The sequence below is a fragment of the Pseudovibrio sp. Ad46 genome, assembly GCF_001623065.1.
GTDB lineage: Bacteria > Pseudomonadota > Alphaproteobacteria > Rhizobiales > Stappiaceae > Pseudovibrio.
The window spans coordinates 331,491-347,518 of the sequence record NZ_LMCG01000046.1 but is presented as its reverse complement, the minus strand read 5'-3'; the positions used below and the strand labels follow the sequence as shown (position 1 = coordinate 347,518).

12 protein-coding genes are annotated in these 16,028 nt (G+C 53.3%); 7 read left to right on the top strand and 5 right to left on the bottom strand.

All coding sequences use genetic code 11. The features are described 5' to 3' along the window. Window positions 1–286: 286 nt before the first annotated feature. Together PsAD46_RS12745 and hmgA are read right to left on the bottom strand one after the other, a co-directional pair. Entirely contained in the window at window positions 287–1,813 is a 1,527-nt protein-coding gene (locus tag PsAD46_RS12745) for a Fic family protein (RefSeq protein WP_063307042.1), read from the bottom strand. A 113-nt stretch (window positions 1,814–1,926) separates the two neighbouring features. Further along, complete coding sequence (gene hmgA, locus PsAD46_RS12740) at window positions 1,927–3,291, bottom strand: homogentisate 1,2-dioxygenase (protein WP_063307041.1); 1,365 nt, start codon at window positions 3,289–3,291, stop codon at window positions 1,927–1,929. Window positions 3,292–4,298: 1,007 nt separating this feature from the next. Here hmgA and PsAD46_RS12730 point away from each other — a divergent pair. From PsAD46_RS12730 to ugpC, 7 genes are read left to right on the top strand one after another with little or no spacing between them, the layout of a single operon-like run. Then, a complete protein-coding gene (locus PsAD46_RS12730; RefSeq protein WP_063307040.1) occupies window positions 4,299–5,570 on the top strand; it encodes an ABC transporter substrate-binding protein in 1,272 nt (423 codons plus the stop codon). Further along, complete coding sequence (locus PsAD46_RS12725; RefSeq protein WP_063293524.1) at window positions 5,567–6,520, top strand: sugar ABC transporter permease; 954 nt, start codon at window positions 5,567–5,569, stop codon at window positions 6,518–6,520. Before PsAD46_RS12730 ends, PsAD46_RS12725 begins: the two co-directional genes overlap by 4 nt. Continuing rightward, entirely contained in the window at window positions 6,517–7,338 is an 822-nt protein-coding gene (locus PsAD46_RS12720; RefSeq protein ID WP_063293525.1) for a carbohydrate ABC transporter permease, read from the top strand. Before PsAD46_RS12725 ends, PsAD46_RS12720 begins: the two co-directional genes overlap by 4 nt. Window positions 7,339–7,341: 3 nt before the next feature. Beyond that, entirely contained in the window at window positions 7,342–9,438 is a 2,097-nt protein-coding gene (locus PsAD46_RS12715) for an alpha-amylase family protein (protein WP_063293526.1), read from the top strand. Between the two features lie 11 nt (window positions 9,439–9,449). Further along, complete coding sequence (locus PsAD46_RS12710; RefSeq protein WP_063293527.1) at window positions 9,450–10,484, top strand: LacI family DNA-binding transcriptional regulator; 1,035 nt, start codon at window positions 9,450–9,452, stop codon at window positions 10,482–10,484. Then, window positions 10,471–11,340 (top strand): endonuclease/exonuclease/phosphatase family protein, encoded by an 870-nt coding sequence (locus PsAD46_RS12705; protein WP_063293528.1) that lies wholly within the window; start codon window positions 10,471–10,473, stop codon window positions 11,338–11,340. The genes PsAD46_RS12710 and PsAD46_RS12705 overlap by 14 nt, the downstream gene beginning before the upstream one ends. Before the next feature lie 10 nt (window positions 11,341–11,350). Beyond that, on the top strand, window positions 11,351–12,454 hold the full coding sequence (ugpC, locus tag PsAD46_RS12700) for a sn-glycerol-3-phosphate ABC transporter ATP-binding protein UgpC (RefSeq protein WP_063293529.1): 1,104 nt from the start codon (window positions 11,351–11,353) through the stop codon (window positions 12,452–12,454). A gap of 188 nt (window positions 12,455–12,642) precedes the next feature. Here the strand turns inward: ugpC and PsAD46_RS12695 are convergent, their stop codons facing one another. The 3 genes from PsAD46_RS12695 to PsAD46_RS12685 form a co-directional block, all read right to left on the bottom strand. Continuing rightward, window positions 12,643–14,160, bottom strand: coding sequence for an aldehyde dehydrogenase (NADP(+)) (locus PsAD46_RS12695; RefSeq protein ID WP_063307039.1), 1,518 nt, complete (start codon window positions 14,158–14,160; stop codon window positions 12,643–12,645). A 136-nt stretch (window positions 14,161–14,296) separates the two neighbouring features. Further along, complete coding sequence (locus tag PsAD46_RS12690; protein ID WP_063307038.1) at window positions 14,297–14,797, bottom strand: isoprenylcysteine carboxylmethyltransferase family protein; 501 nt, start codon at window positions 14,795–14,797, stop codon at window positions 14,297–14,299. Beyond that, complete coding sequence (locus PsAD46_RS12685) at window positions 14,790–15,911, bottom strand: type III polyketide synthase (protein WP_084404399.1); 1,122 nt, start codon at window positions 15,909–15,911, stop codon at window positions 14,790–14,792. Before PsAD46_RS12685 ends, PsAD46_RS12690 begins: the two co-directional genes overlap by 8 nt. Window positions 15,912–16,028: the final 117 nt, after the last annotated feature.

Sequence of the window (16,028 nt, the reverse complement as noted above, 5' to 3'; positions counted from 1 at the left end):
GAGAGGAATGTACTTTCAAAAAAAAATGCTTCAACAGATATTTTTGGAGGAGTTAATGTAAGAGTGAGAATTGTTACCTCTGTGCTGTCGTTTTGTAAATTGTCGTTGCTTGGATCTTTAGTGTTTTGGTTTCTTAGATGTAGTTTATTTGTACTTTATATTTACTGTTCATTGAGCGTTTCAATGAAGCGTCATAGGTTTAAGGTTGTTGCGCTTGTATGTTGTGTAGTTTGAGTTGCTAAAATTTTTGACTTTATTTAGATTTTTTGGAAGTATGTTCAAATTATTACGCAAAACATCTTTCATAAATATCTTCAATTCTCTTCGTTTCTTCATCTGTAAGCGCTGCGAATTCTTTGTCCTTGGCTCGGTGTGAGAGTTTTCCGTTATTTTGATTCAGGAATCGGAAGAGTAAATCTGCAAGGCGGGTAGGCATGTCTACGACTTGGTTTAGTTCGCGTTGAAAGTGGTCATGGTTCTGCAAGAAGCGCGCTTCCTCCGGTAAGTCGTGTTCAACCGTACGTTTTACACAGGCGTAGAGGAATTCTGCGTGGGCGGTGGCGTCAAAGAATCGGTAGAAGTCGGCTGTTTCGTTCGTCACGGTCAGGTTGCCATGCGCTGTAGGTTGCCAGTCAATCTTGCCAAGAAGGCGGGAGGAGTAGTCCTCCAGCACCTGTCTGTAAGTATCGATCCGCTCCAAAATAACCGAAGATACCGGGAAGACAACGCCGGGTGGGTTGAAGCCGCGTTGTGCCAGTGCGTGGTGGATCAGGTAGCGGTGCAACCTTCCGTTGCCATCCTCAAATGGATGCACATAAACGAAACCGAAGGCGAGAACAGCAGCGGCGAGAACCGGGTCCAGATGCTTGGCGTAGTCCTGTGCAAAGTCGATCATGCCTTTCATCAGACTTCTCAAGTCTTCCGGTTTGGCACTGATATGGTCTGGCACTGGCATGCGGGTCTCGCGGTCATGCATACCAACGAAGCCACCTTCCTCTCGTAAGCCCATATGTACGAAGCGGTCATCGCCGATCACAACGCGTTGCAGGCGGAGAAACTCCTCAATACTCAGTGGTGTTTTTCCGGCGTCAGCAATGGCGCGGCCCCAACGCTGGATACGGTCATGGGCAGGGCGCTCGCCTTCAATGGCAAAGCTGGATTTGCTGTCCTTCAAAAGCAGGAAGGCCGCAGTGCGGGCGAGCAGATCTTTAGGGACGGATGCCGCCGCATCCATGGCTTTTTCTTGCAGTTTAGCCTGCTGAAAGCCCTCCAAATCTTTATTGCGAAAGATGAGAGGGCAAAATTGCGGTGTGCCGGGCAGGTTGTTGCGCACGCGGTGACGTGGAGAAGGTACTGTGCTGCCGCCAAATTGCTTTGTTGTATCAAGCGCATCCACATATGCGCCAGTTTCAACATCTGGCAAGTCCAGCAGCTCACCCAAAAGCCATTCATAGAGAAACCAGATGCGTCTTGTATAACGGCCCGTCGGGCGAGATCTTACCAACTCCTCAACAGGCTCAGGCCCGCATGCAAGGAACAGGCGCTTCAATACTGCGAGGTCCAGCCCTTCGTTTTTCAAGGCAAAAGTGAGGTGACCCAGTAATGTTGGTTCTGGTGCGTGACGAGGTGTGAAGATCCGCCAGCCGTCCTGCTCTATGATCTTGTGGCGATCGCCAATGGCGCATAGAGTGTGCGGGATCGGCACTCTCAAATCGTATGCATCAATAAGTGCTGAATAGCCCGCCGGAGTTGCGGGCACAGGAAGCCAGCTTTCGTGAAAAACTGTTACAGCCTGTGAAAAAGGCTTATTCATGCACTATCTCCGTGAAAAACTATCACGAAATATAGCGCAATAAATAAGCTCTGTGAATACTTGTCATTTTTTAGTGTAAATCCTGAAAAACCGACAGAGCTCATGAAAAAACGCTATTTTAAGCCAGCTGTGCCATCAAACTTGCGCTCTAAGCCAGACCAGCAATCCACATAATCGTCCTGTAGCGGAGCTTCCTTGCCTGCAAACTCAGTGAGTTGCTGCGGAAAGCGAGTTTCGAACATAAAACTCATGGTGTCTTTCAGCTTCACTGGGTCCCAGCTGTTGTGAGAAGCTTGCTCAAAAGCTTCGTGATCCGGGCCATGGGGCAGCATGCAATTGTGGAGGCTGATGCCCCCGGGAACAAAGCCATGTGGTTTAGCGTCGTACTGCCCGTAAATATTGCCCATCAGCTCTGACATGATGTTCTTGTGGTACCAGGGCGGGCGAAAGGTGTCTTCCTGCGGCAGCCAGCGAGGTGGGAAAATCACGAAGTCGATGTTGGCCGTACCTTCTTCCGCTGTGGGAGCTGTAAGGACGGTGAAGATTGATGGATCCGGGTGGTCAAAACTGATGGCACCTACAGGAGCGAAGTGGCGTAAGTCATATTTATAGGGGGCGTAGTTGCCGTGCCATGCGACCACGTCCAGCGGTGAATGATCAATAGTCGTTCGGTGGAACTCGCCGCACCACTTTATAGTTACATGACATGGGCGTTCAATGTCTTCAAACTGCGCGACTGGTGTCTTGAAATCTCTTGGGTTTGCAAGGCAATTGGCGCCGATTGGTCCACGGTTGGGAAGGGTAAATTTGGCACCATAATTCTCGCAGATGAAACCTCTGGCTTGGCCGTCAGGCAAGCTCACTTTAAACACCATACCACGTGGCAAAATACAGATTTCAAGCGGTTCAAGATCAATCACGCCAAATTCGGTTGCGATCTTTAATCGCCCGATCTGAGGCACAACCAGCAGTTCTCCATCGGCGCTGTAGAAGTACTCGTCCTCCATGTCTGTATTGGCGAGATACACATGCGCGGCCATGCCCATTTGTAGGCCCACATCTCCGGCTGTTGTCATGGTGCGGATGCCGTCAATGAAAGTGAGGATTTGGTCCTCAGGGAAAGGTGCTGGATCCCACCGGTACTGGCCGAGTGAAACAACATCCGGGACTTTGTTGGGTGCGGTCATCCAGTAAGGATGATTGACTTTCTGCAAACGGTCCAAGTGCTTAACCGATGGGCGAATGCGGTAAAGCCAGGATCGTTCGAGCGTTGCATGAGGGGCGGTAAAGGGCGAACCGGAGAGCTGCTCAGCATATAATCCGTATTCAACGCGTTGCGGAGAATTGCGTCCCTGAGGCAGTGCGCCTTTTAAAGCCTCGGTCTCAAAATCATTTCCGAACCCAACCATATATCCTGGCTGAGTTCCGTAGCGACTGTCATGGGTGGTTGCTGTGTTTTGATCTGTCGGATTTTCCATGTTTCACTCCAAAACGTCACCAACGAGTTTTAAAGAGGGCTGCGCCGCAGTATCTCTGGACCTGGGTTGGGTGGAGGCATCAGACCATAGAACCGGATCGGCGCAATCAACGCGATCTGAGGGAGGTAATTCATCTCCTGAAAACTACGTGACGATAATGGCAGGGCCATGAGCCTTTACTGATTTACCTGCTAACAATCCTGACCCTTCAAACTGCGGCACCCATGATCCGTGGATTGGCTAAATCCTCAGTGGCAGTAGGGTGATAGCCAGCAACCGGGCAGCTTGTCTGATGAAGCTGACAGCAGGATGTCATTCACCTCGTAAGGAGCAGGTGTGCCTTTTATCGCCTGTTTTTATGCAAAGGGTGTGGATCCTGCAGCTGGATCGGCTTCGGCTTTTTGGAGATCAGGGTTTCCCGGTTGTTTCAGATAAAGGAGGCGATGCTTCCGTTTAGGTCCGTTTTCAGGTTGAGTTGGGCGCGTAAAAACGTTGGTGAGTGGGGGCTTGCCATCGTGGTTGTCAGCCTGAAGACGGGCCTTCCACCTCTCAAAGCTTTCAGGCAGTGGCAGTACACTTTGCCAAGGTAAATTGCCGTGGCTCATGTGAAAATAGCGATGTTTCAGGCCTGTCTATATTCAATCTTCTTTTCATCATTACTGAGCTGATCGTCAGCCCAAAAGGCTGTAATTGGAGCATCTTATTTTAGGTGCGGATGGTGTTTTTTCAGCAAAATAAAAGTTGAAACCTTTCTAATTAGAGCTGATTTAAGTTGCTAATATCATCAAGAATACGAGTCAGATTCTGCGGCTGATTAGTCGAAAAGTACATTTATCCAAAATTTATGTATGAGAAATTTTGATCATCACAAATGGCAATAACGCCTTATAAAAATTGCTAATTCGACGTAGCAAGCATTAACCTCTCATCAAAAATACGTAAATTTTTCTAGACAACTCTCATGAAATCTAACTAAGTTGACAACGTTTCATATTTGGGAGCTTGTTATGAAAATATTGAATTCGGCATCCGCCCTTGCGATTGCCGCCATGACATTTGCGGGGGGGACCGCATTTGCAGCTGAAAAAGAGCTAGTGATCTTCAACTGGTTGGGTGGTTCAGAGCGTGATCTGATCATCGCACTCGAAGAGGGTTTCACAGCTAAATATCCGGATTATGAGATCAAGGACATCAACCCGGCAGCAGGTGGGGATGATCCGCGGTCTGGCATTCGTTCAGCGATGTTGTCTGGAGAAGAGTTTGATCTGCTGCTCAACACATGGCCTTCCTTTGAGAAGGAACTGGTTGCCGCCGACCTGATCAGCCCAATTGATGCTGCATGGGAGCAGTATGGCTGGTCTCAAGCGCTGAATGACAGCTGGCGTAATCTGGCGAAGCATGACGGAAAAACCTATGGCGCTTACTTCATCGCGGGCAACCGTTCCGGCGTCTGGTACCGTCCAGATACGCTGGCAAAGGCGGGCATCGCTGGTGAGCCTACTCAGTGGAAAGACTTCCTGAGTTCCTTCAGTGCCCTGAAAGAAATCGGCATGTTGCCTGTTTCCATCGGTGCGAGAAGCTGGGCGCAGACTGAATGGTTTGAAAACGCACTTTTGCGCACGGCTGGCCCTGCATTTGCGAAAGAGCTGTCTGAACACAAGGTGGCCTGGACCGATGACCGGGTGAAGGAAACCTTCCGCAATCTGCGTGACATGCTGGAAGCTGACTGCTGTGCTGAGCCCGGCGCGATGCTTAGCTCTCATTGGACAGATGCTGCGGATGCCGTGTTGAAAAACAAAAAAGCAGGCTTCATGCTGATTGGCTCCTGGGCAAACCAGCGCGCCAAGAATGAGTATGGGCTGACGCCAATCAAAGACTACTCATACATGCAGTTTCCGGTGATCAAGCCGGAATACGGCAATGCGATGAGTGTTGATGGCAAGAACTTCCTTGTGATGAAGCAAGCGAAGAACCCGGAAGGGGCAGAACTGTTTATCGACTTCGTTCTGAGCAAGGAAGGCTCTGCAATTATCGCGGCGCAGAACCTTGCAACCCCGAGTGCAAATGTGGATCCCTCGTCCTATGATCCGATTGTGCGCAAATACGCTCAGATTTTGCCGCTCGTCGATGTTTTCTTTGTTCTTGATGACCTTTTGCCAGCTGAGTTGAGTGGTGAATTCCGTATTAGCTTGCAAAAGTTCCTTCGCGACCCAAGCGATGCGAGCATTGATAGTGTCACAGCAGCACTCGAAGCAAAAGCGAGTGAGCTTTATCAATGAGTGTTCAACATGGGTCTATCTTAACCTCCCAGACCCAGGCGGGGCCCTTTGCGGGCCTCGCCACCCGGCTCTTCGGAGGTAACCTGCGCCGCGCTGACTGGATTGCATTTGCTCTGTTAGCGCCAACATTGATCTTCTTCAGCATCGGCGTGCTCTATCCGCTTTTTGAGACGATCCGTGTGAGTTTTCTGGACTGGACCGGATTGAGCCAGCCCAAGCCTGCGGGTTTTTCTAACTATACCAAGCTGTTCAGTGATGCGAATTTTTGGAATGCCTTGCGTGTGACACTCACCTGGACGTTGGCGTGTACGGGCATCTCCGTTGCTATTGGCTGGAGTGTCGCGTTGATTTCCGGTCTGGCTCCCAAGCAGACCGCGCCGTTCCGTGTGGCAATCTTTGCAGCCTATGGCATTTCAGAGACGGCTAGTGGATTGATGTGGCTGGGTATTTTGCAACCGGACTTTGGTCTCCTCAACGGCATTCTGCGCCTTGTTGGGCTGGAAGGCTGGGCCTCGCCATGGTTGGGTGAACCATCTACCGCAATCTGGGGCGTTGTTGCTGCCTATGTCTGGACGCAAGCTGGTCTGCCATTGCTCACCTGCTACGCGGCTATTCAGGCGATCCCTAAAAGCCAGCTTGAAGCCGCTCATATGGATGGTGCCTCTCACTTCCAGATCCTGCGGTACATCATGGCGCCTCTTAGCCTTCCCGGTGTGCGTATTGCGATTTTCATCAACCTGCTCAACAGCCTCAAAGCATTTGATATGATCCATATTCTAACAGCTGGAGGTCCGATTAGAGCAACGGAAACAGTGGGTTACTTTATGTATCAGGAGTCCGTTATCTACTTTAAGCAGGGCTATGGCGCTGCAAGTACGGTGGTGCTTCTGCTCGCGGTTATCGTCTGTTCCATCCCACTCATTCTGGACAAGGCATCGGAGAGCAAATGATCACTCAAACTCCAAAATGGCCTGTATATGTGCTGGGGTCCGTGGCGCTTGTCTGGATTATTCCGCTGGTTGGCATCATCGCCATGTCCATTCGCCCAGAAGGGGAAATCACCAGCGGGTGGTGGACGATCGAGCCGTTTACGTTCACGCTGGATGCCTGGCGTGAAGTTTGGGTCAACTACCCGATTGGCCGTGCGTTTCTCAACTCTCTGGCTGTTGCCAGCTTTGCAACCGTCCTTCCAGTTCTGTTTGCACCAGCTGCGGCCTATGCGTTTCACTACCTCAAGTTCCCGTTTCGCCGGATCTTGCTGCTCATCCTTGTGAACGCATTTGTTGTTCCAAATCAGGTGGTTATCATCCCACTCTTCAAGCTGTGGCGAGAGACTGGGCTCATTGATACCTACTGGTCTGTGGTCATTCCGTTCGTTGGGCTGTCGTTTGCCTGGGCTGTTTTGCTGGTCAAAAACTTCCTCTCCAACTTCCCGCGGTCGCTGATTGATGCGGCGCAGGTGGATGGGTGCGGGCATTTGCGGACCTACTTTTTTATCGTGTTACCAAACACGATTACGGCGATGGCAGCAGTTGGCATTCTGCAGTTTATGTGGACGTGGAACTCGCTTCTGCTACCGATGTTGTTCCTGCGGGAAAATGCAACGCTGCCGGTGATGCTCTCCACGATCTCTGGCGCCTATGAACCCAACTGGGATCAGCGCGCTGTTGCGACCATTATTACCTCCATCCTTCCACTCGCTATCTTCTTGTTCTTCCAGAAGTATTTCTCCGCTGACGGCAAAAATAACAGTGGTTCCAAGGGCTAAATCATGTGCCATAAAAAAGAAGTAAAAGACTTCCGATACCGCCAGATTCATCTGGATTTTCATAGTTCCGAACATATTCCGGGGATTGGGTCCAAGTTTGATCCGGCGCAGTTTGTTGAAACACTGAAGCATGGCGAGGTGGACTCCGTCACGCTGTTCGCCCGCTGTCATCACGGCTGGAGTTATTACCCCACCAATGTGGGCAAGCCGCATCCGGAACTGCAAAACCCGGACCTGTTGGGGGATATGATCACAGCCTGTCATGCTGCCGACATTGCGACCCCGATTTACCTGACAGTTCAATGGGATGAGCTGACAGCGCGTGAGCACCCGGAATGGCGTGTGATGCAGTCGCAAAACACAGCTGCCAATTATCCGGGCACAGAGCCGTCCGCGATGAACCAACTTACGCCCACCTGGCACACCATCTGTCTGAACCATGAAGGTGCAATCCAGCGACAGATCGACATCGCTCTGGAAGTTTGCGCTCGTTATAATCCGCCTGCGTTGTTTATGGACATCCTCGCCTCCTGGGAATGTACCTGTAACGCCTGCCTTTCCTCAATGAAATCAGAGGGTTTGGACCCGCTGAAGGCGGATGATCGCAAGAGCAACGATAAACGCGTTCTTTTGCGGTTTTTTGAAAGGTTTTCGCAAGCGGTCAACGGCGAGTTCCCGGATACACGAATTTTCTTCAACTCTGGCCACATCTACAAAGGGCAGGATGAGCGCTACCAATATTACGGTCATCTGGAGCTGGAGAGCCTGCCGACCGGTGGCTGGGGTTATGACCATTTTCCCGTCTCAGCACGGTACGCTGATACATTGAACCTGCCGTTCCTTGGTATGACGGGACGGTTTCATACGCACTGGGGTGAGTTCGGCGGTTTCAAGCGCGCTGATGCATTGTCCTATGAGTGCTGTCTGATGGTGTCTCTGGGTGCGCGCTGTTCTATCGGCGACCAGTTACACCCGAACGGGCATATGGACTTTGCCACCTACGATCTGATCCGCCCGGCTTATTCCCGCGTCAAAGCGCTGGAACCGTATGCCAGCAACGCGACCTATCAGCGCGAAGTGGCGATCCTTTCTGTCGAGGCGCAGGTCTCCCAGCTTGGCAGCCATCTTGGGCACCGCAGCGAGCCGAGCGATTCCGCCTCTGCCCGTATGTTGCTGGAAATGCAGATCCCGTTTGATCTCATCTCCTCGTCCAGCAGCTTTGATGAGTACAAGCTGATTATTTTACCGGACAGCATTCGCCTGAGTGATGATCTTGCGGCTCGCCTGAAAGCGTTTGCGGACGCGGGTGGTGCCATTCTGGCGACTGGCGAGTCCGGCCTTGATGTTGAGGGCAAGCGATACCTCCTCGACATCGGAGCAGAACTGTCTGACACACCAATGGAGTACGACCCGAGCTATCTGTCCTGTCGGGGAAAGCTGGACGAGGATCTGGTCGATGCTTCTGTTGTTATGTACGAGAAGGGGGCACTCTTACGCGCAACAGATGGTGATGTGCTGGCTGATGTTCGTCCATCCTATTTCAACCGCACATGGGACAAGTTCTGCTCACACCTTCACACGCCGGAAGATCCGGACGCAGAGCCAATCGGTCCGGCGATCATGCAAAAGGGCAATGTGGCATATGTGGCATACCCGCTGTTCCGCCTTTATGGCGCAACGGGTCAGACGCTTTACAAGTATCTGGTGCGCGGGCTCATCAACCGTCTTATGCCAAGTCAACTGATTGGCACCGAGTTGCCATCGGCGACCCGCATGTCTTTGATGAAACAGGCAGATGAGCAACGGCAGGTGCTGCACGTGCTTTATGCGCCAACCCAACTGCGTGGCAGTGGTGTGCCGTATAATGATGGTCAGACCCGTGCGGTTGAGATCATCGAGGATGCGCCGGAGTTGAAAGAAGCCAAGGCGTGGGTGCGAATGGACGAGGAGCCTGCCGATGTAACCTGCGCTTATTCGGGTAAAACACTGCCATGGCAGTATGACAGCCTCGACAAAAAGCTGCACATCGTCTTTCCTAGCCTTCATATCCATGGGGCCGCCGTCATCTCACAGGCAGATGACGCAGTGGCTGCGGAATAAAGGGCAGTGCAGTGAAAAAACCAACCATCCTCGATGTAGCAGATTCCGCAGGCGTCGCTGTCGGCACAGTCTCGCGTTATCTGAACGATCAACGCATCAGGAAGGACAACCGGACCCGGATCGAACAAGCGATTGCCGATCTGGGATACCGGGCCAATACACTTGCCCGCGCCATGAAAACAGAGCGCACCAACACAGTCGGGTATCTGGTTCCCAAGTTTGACGAGTTCAACTCGGGGATTTTGACCCAACTGGTGCGTTCTCTGCGTGCTCGTGGGTATTCCATTGTAACCTTTCACCATTCCGATGAAGCGGATGCCATCAACGAGGCGCTGGAATCAGCGTCCTCGCGGCGCATCGATGCCATCATCTTGTCCGGCACCCACGAGGTGACGGAGAAGGTGCAGGAGCTGTTGAGCGGAGAACAACCGGTCATCATCTTCAACAACGATGTGCCGGGCGTGGAAACGGATAAGGTGCTGGTGAATGATGAGGCAGCTGCGCAAGACGCAGTGAGCCGCATGATTGACTTTGGCCACACCCGCATTGGTGTGGTGACAGGGGACCTGAATGGAAGCACAGGGCAAAACCGGTTGCAGGGCTACAGAAAAGCCCATGAGCAAGCTGGCCTGAGTGTTGATGAGGAGTTGGTTTACGTTGGCAATTGGGGCCAGCTGGATGGATACACTGCCATGGACAGGTTCCTTGGTATGGAAAATCCACCAAGTGCTGTGTTCTTCTCCAATTACCTGATGACCATTGGTGGTTTGGATTGCTTGTCCAGCAACGGCAAACAGGTGGGCAAAGATATTGATCTTGTCACCTTTGATGACCCGGACATGTTCCGATTGATCCCTCCGGGCATCACTGCCATTGAACAGCCCATTGAGCAGATTGCCCGTCATCTGACGGAAATCGTGTTGAGCCGGCTGGATGGAACAGCACCTGACCACCCCCGCAATATTCGCGTCAATTGCGCGCTCAAGCTGCGCGGCTCCTTAGGAGTTGCTCGGAAAGCCTCCGGAAAAACCCATGAAGATAGTTAGCTACAACATTCAATACGGTACCGGTATCGACGGTAAAGTCGATCTGGCAAGAATTGCAGGAGAACTTGAAGGGGCCGACATTATCGGCCTGCAGGAAGTTGACCGCTTCTGGAAACGAAATGGCAATGTGGATCAGGCTGCTGAACTGGCAGATCTGCTGGGTGGATATCGCTGGGTCTACGGTCCGGGGCTTGATATGGACGCCTCGTTTCACGATGAAAACGGCAAGCTGGTCAACCGTCGCCGTCAGCATGGGGAAATGATCCTTTCTAAATACCCGATCATTTCTACCCGCACCTATCCTCTGCCCAAGATGGGCTCCATCACCCGTCACGCCATTCAGGCCGCTCTTCTGGAGGCCGTCATCGACGCACCGGGTGGGCCACTGCGTGTTTACAACACCCACCTGTTTTACTGGTCGCCGGACTTTGCACTGGTACAGGCGAAGTTTGTGAGAGATCGCATCAGGATAGCTCCATCAGAGGGCGGGGCATGGTGTGGTGGGCCGGGTATCGACGCCCATTGGCTCAATGACGAACCTCAGCCAACCATGCCAACCGACTGCATTTTGCTGGGTGACATGAACAACGGGCCGGGCACGCCTGTCTATGAGGTGTTCACTGGTCCGCCATCAGAAGAAGGTGGCCGTGTGCAAACGCTCGATGGTTTTGTCGACCCGTGGGTATGGCTGGGCAATGAAGAGACAAGCGGCAAGACCGCTCACTTTGATACCCGCCGCATTGACCACCTGTTTGTGAGCGCCTCTCTGCGGCATCGCATTACGGGCATGCGGGTTGATGAAGAGGCGAAGGGCTCTGACCATCTGCCGGTCTGGCTGGAACTGAAAGACGCCTGAGGGGGAAAGTATGGCACAAGTTACTCTGAAGAATCTCGAGAAGTCTTATGGTCCAACCAAGGTCATTCATGGCATTGATCTGGAGATCAAAGACAAGGAATTTGTTGTTTTCGTTGGCCCGTCCGGCTGCGGAAAATCCACGACACTGCGGATGATCGCGGGCCTTGAAACGATTTCTGGCGGGGAGTTGGTGATTGGTGATCGTGTGGTAAATGACATGCCACCGCGCCAGCGCAACATCTCCATGGTGTTTCAGGACTATGCGCTTTACCCGCATATGACTGTTGCCAAAAACCTTGGGTTCTCGCTCAAGATTGCAGGCGTATCACCAAGTGAGATCGAAACGCGTGTGGCAGATGCGGCGGCTATTTTGGGGCTGGAACCCTACCTGAAGCGCAAACCGGGGCAGCTTTCTGGTGGTCAGCGCCAGCGTGTTGCCATGGGCCGTGCGATTGTTCGCCATCCGGATGTGTATCTCTTTGATGAGCCGCTCTCCAATCTGGATGCCAAGCTGCGCACCCAGATGCGCATTGAGATCAAGAAACTGCACCAGCGCGTGGGCAACACCATCATCTACGTCACCCACGATCAGGTGGAAGCCATGACATTGGCGGACCGCATCGTGATCATGCGTGATGGCATCATTGAACAAGTGGGCAGCCCGCGCGAGGTCTTTGAAAAGCCGAACAACACCTTTGTGGCGACCTTCATTGGTTCTCCGCCGATGAACCTGATCGACGCGCATGTCGCCAGCAGCAATGGTAACCCTGTGCTGAAACTGGGCGATGGCAGCGAGCTGAGCGCTCCGGCGCGCCTGCGTAACACATTGGAAGCAGGCAAAGCAGTGAAGCTGGGTGTGCGGCCAGAGGATATATCGCCAGAAGGCAATGCGTTGCCAACAGCGGGCGAAATCGCGCAATTGCAGCTGCCTGTGTTGCTTTCAGAAGATCTGGGCTCAGAGGCAACTTTGTTTACGGAGCTGGCAGGCTCTCCGGTTCAGTCCATCATGTATAATCCGCGCACAGTGCATGCTGGGGAAACGCTGAGCTTCAACATGGCGCTTGATAAATGCCATGTGTTTGATGGTGAAAGCCTGCGCAATCTGGCCGCTTAAGAACTTTTGGGGCGTCTCCCGAGGACTTGATACCTCCTCGAGAGACGCGCTTGATCGATCAGATTGACGTAAACAAAGAAAAGCCCTGAGCGGATGTGCTCAGGGCTTTTGCTGTTATCGCGTACTCCCGAAAAGTGGCTCCGGTTTTCAGGAGTACGTTTGCTTTTTTAGCCTATAGGGAGGCTGGCTTACGCCATTTCTTCCATTTCAAAACCCGGAACCAGCTCAAGCGGCATATCCTGATAACAAACTGGACGCAGGAAGCGGCGGATCGCCATGGTGCCGACTGACGTTGCGCCGAAGTTTGTGGAGGCTGGGTAAGGTCCGCCGTGAACCATGGCATCACACACTTCCACGCCAGTCGGGAACCCATTGGCCAGCACACGGCCTGCCTTGCGCTCCAGCAATGGCATCAGCTTGCGGGCTTCTGCATGATCTGCTGCATCAATGTGGATGGTGCAGGTCAGCTGACCTTCAATGGCGCGCGCCACATCCTGCATCTGCTCGATGTTCTTCAGCTTAACGATGATACCGAGCGGACCGAACACTTCTTCCTGCAACTCTTTGTTTGCAAGCCAGTTTTCAGCGTCTGTCACGAACATATACGGCTTGGCACCGCGCGTAGCACAGGCCGTGCCCACCAGCTCGTCAACACCCACTTCGCCAGCGATTTTCTCAGCGCCGGAACGGTAAGCCGCTGCAATGCCATCTGTCAGCATTGGTTGCTCTCCAGCAGCGGCCAAAGCTTCCTGAGCTTTGGCGATAAAAGCATCCGTCTCAGCGCCTTCCACCAACAAAACCACGCCCGGATTGGTGCAGAACTGGCCAGCGCCCATGCACAGGGAACCAGCCCAACCCGCCGCAATCGCGTCGCCGCGGTTGGCCAGCGCGTTCGGGTAGATGAAGTTTGGATTGATGGAGCCCAGCTCGCCGAAGAACGGGATCGGCTCAGGGCGGGAGGCGCACAGATCAAACAGTGCACGACCACCGCCAAGGGAACCAGTGAAGCCAACGGCTTTGATAAGTGGATGCTGCACCAGCGCCGTACCAACCTCACGACTGCCGCCCTGCACCAGTGAGAATACACCAGGATGCATGTCGCAGGATTTGATCGCCGCATCAATGGCTTGTGCCACGATCTCAGCAGTACCTGGGTGAGCTTCATGCCCCTTCACAACCACCGGACACCCAGCTGCCAGCGCAGAGGCGGTGTCGCCGCCTGCGGTGGAGAACGCCAGCGGGAAGTTGGAGGCGCCGAACACGGCAATCGGACCAACCGGACGCTGGCTCAAACGCAGGTCAGAACGCGGTAGAGGAGCACGGTCTGGCAGAGCTTCATCGTGGGTGAGGTCCAGATACTCGCCTTTCTCAATATGATCGGCAAACAGACGCAGCTGGCCAACAGTCCGGCCACGCTCACCGTTGAGGCGCATTTCCGGCAGGCCGGTTTCTGCGCAGCCGATTTCTGTGATTTCTGCACCGCGTGCATCGATCTCGTCGGCGACCGAGCGCAGGAATTTGGCGCGTTCTGCGCGGGTGGTCCAGCCGAAGGTCATGAAGGCGTCTTCGGCGGCCTTTACGGCGCGATCAACCAGTTCGCTAGTGCCGCATGCATAGCTTTTAGCAGGGCCCGAGAACGGGGATGACTGGAATTTCTGGGCGTTATCGACCCATTCTCCGGCAATGAGATGGCAACCTGTTAGCATCGTTTCCTCGGCACATGAAGTTATCTGGCAGGCTCTGCAATCCTGTTGTGTAGCCCACAGCTTAAATTTGACAGTGATATATCACTATCCACTATCAGGTTCAAGCCAATAACTTCATATTGTGCAAAGGTCTTTTCTATCGCAACTCCGTAAGGGCCTCATCTTCCACGCGAATTCGCAGGGCAAGAAGAGCGCCATTGAAACCTGAGAACAGGAAGGCGATTGGAAACAGGCCGAGGACCATAGGGGCGGTGAAAATCTCCAGAGCCACCAACAAGTAGTTGGGATGACGCACAAACGCAAACGGTCCCTTCGTCACCAGCGGGGTTTTGGCCACAATAATGCGGGTGGTCCAGCGGCGCCCCATGCTCAGCAATATCCAGAGGCGGAACACCTGCAGCACCACAAAGACGAGTAACCAAGGCATGGAGACTGGTTTGTCGTAGCCCAGCACAATGAGTGCGATGATCCATGCCACATGCACGCTGACGATCAGTGGATAATGCGAGGCGCCAACCTCATAGGCCCCATCAGCCAGCAATCGCCTTGTGTTGCTGCGGGCAATGACAAGCTCAGACAGGCGCTGAATGACAATGAACGTCAGAAAGAGTACGGCAGGAAGGGACGCCTCAGGCATTGATCACCCCCTCTGGTCTTTGGAAGCCGGTGGTCTCCCAGCGCCCACTTGCCTCATTGGCAACAACGGACACTGGCTGGAAAGAAGCTGTGAAGCCAGGGCCAAGCGCGCACAGGACCATGTTGCCTTGTGGGGAGCGCTCCAGAACCCGCTCCAGTACAAACAGGGCGGTTGGGGCGGACATGTTGCCGAATTCCTGCAGGATTTCACGCTCCACATCCAATGTATTGGCAGGCAGATCCAGCGCACCTTCCAGCGCCTGAACCACTTTCGCGCCGCCCGGATGGCAAACGAAACGATCAACACCATCCATGTCCATAGTGAGTGCATTCAAACTGCGCTCGGTGACATCACGAAAATGCTCGGTTGCGAAATCGGGAATAGAACGGTCAAACACCACGCCAAGGCCGTGCTCTTCCACGTTCCAACCCATAATGTTGAGTGTGTCCGGCCACATCTCCTGATGACCTGTACCCAGTACAAACAACTGTTTTGAACTCTCGGGCTTGCTGGTGGACAGGCAGGCTGCTGCTGCACCGTCGCCAAACAGAACCGTGGCGATGATATCCGCTTTCGTGAGCCGGTCACTGCGGAAGGAAAGCGTGCAGCCCTCCAACGCGACAACGAGCACGTTGCTGCCTGGTTTCGCCTGCGCCATCTGCTGCGCGATGGAAAGGCCGGAGACACCGCCTGCACAACCAAGACCAAACACGGGTACGCGCAGTATGTCAGTGCGAAAGCCCATCTGTTTCCAGGCCTGAGCTTCCAGCGTTGGTGTTGCAATGCCGGTTGAGGACACTGTCACCACGCAGTCGATTTCATCTGCGCGCAGACCTGCTTTAATCAGCGCTTTGCGGGCGGCAACAATAAACAGATCCGTTGCACCGCGCAGATAGGTTTCATTTCGGGATTTCCAGTCTTGCGGCTCTAAAAACCACTCCAACGGGGCGAAGGAATAACGTCTCTTCACGCCAGCAGACAGGAAGGTGCCAGCCATGCGCTCAAACTGTGAGAACTTTGGCCCGAGGATCCGGCGGGCGTAATCCAACACCAGCGTCTGAGGCAATTCATAGGGCGGCACCGCTGTCGCAAGGCCGGTCAGGTAAACGGGCATCGGCTCTCCAACCCTGCTTTCATTGTTGCCAGATAATGTATCATCAACTTTATAGGCCTTGACCAAGCCGCTGAAAATCCGGCGTTTTTTGGGGTTGTTTTGGTGGGGTGAGATTGA

What these genes read in the sequence shown, in the direction of transcription:
- PsAD46_RS12745 (WP_063307042.1), bottom strand. Translation starts at nt 1,813, where the DNA reads ATGAATAAGCCTTTTTCACAGGCTGTAACAGTTTTTCACGAAAGCTGG.
- hmgA (WP_063307041.1), bottom strand. Translation starts at nt 3,291, where the DNA reads ATGGAAAATCCGACAGATCAAAACACAGCAACCACCCATGACAGTCGC.
- PsAD46_RS12730 (WP_063307040.1), top strand. Translation starts at nt 4,299, where the DNA reads ATGAAAATATTGAATTCGGCATCCGCCCTTGCGATTGCCGCCATGACA.
- PsAD46_RS12725 (WP_063293524.1), top strand. Translation starts at nt 5,567, where the DNA reads ATGAGTGTTCAACATGGGTCTATCTTAACCTCCCAGACCCAGGCGGGG.
- PsAD46_RS12720 (WP_063293525.1), top strand. Translation starts at nt 6,517, where the DNA reads ATGATCACTCAAACTCCAAAATGGCCTGTATATGTGCTGGGGTCCGTG.
- PsAD46_RS12715 (WP_063293526.1), top strand. Translation starts at nt 7,342, where the DNA reads ATGTGCCATAAAAAAGAAGTAAAAGACTTCCGATACCGCCAGATTCAT.
- PsAD46_RS12705 (WP_063293528.1), top strand. Translation starts at nt 10,471, where the DNA reads ATGAAGATAGTTAGCTACAACATTCAATACGGTACCGGTATCGACGGT.
- ugpC (WP_063293529.1), top strand. Translation starts at nt 11,351, where the DNA reads ATGGCACAAGTTACTCTGAAGAATCTCGAGAAGTCTTATGGTCCAACC.
- PsAD46_RS12695 (WP_063307039.1), bottom strand. Translation starts at nt 14,160, where the DNA reads ATGCTAACAGGTTGCCATCTCATTGCCGGAGAATGGGTCGATAACGCC.
- PsAD46_RS12690 (WP_063307038.1), bottom strand. Translation starts at nt 14,797, where the DNA reads ATGCCTGAGGCGTCCCTTCCTGCCGTACTCTTTCTGACGTTCATTGTC.
- PsAD46_RS12685 (WP_084404399.1), bottom strand. Translation starts at nt 15,911, where the DNA reads ATGCCCGTTTACCTGACCGGCCTTGCGACAGCGGTGCCGCCCTATGAA.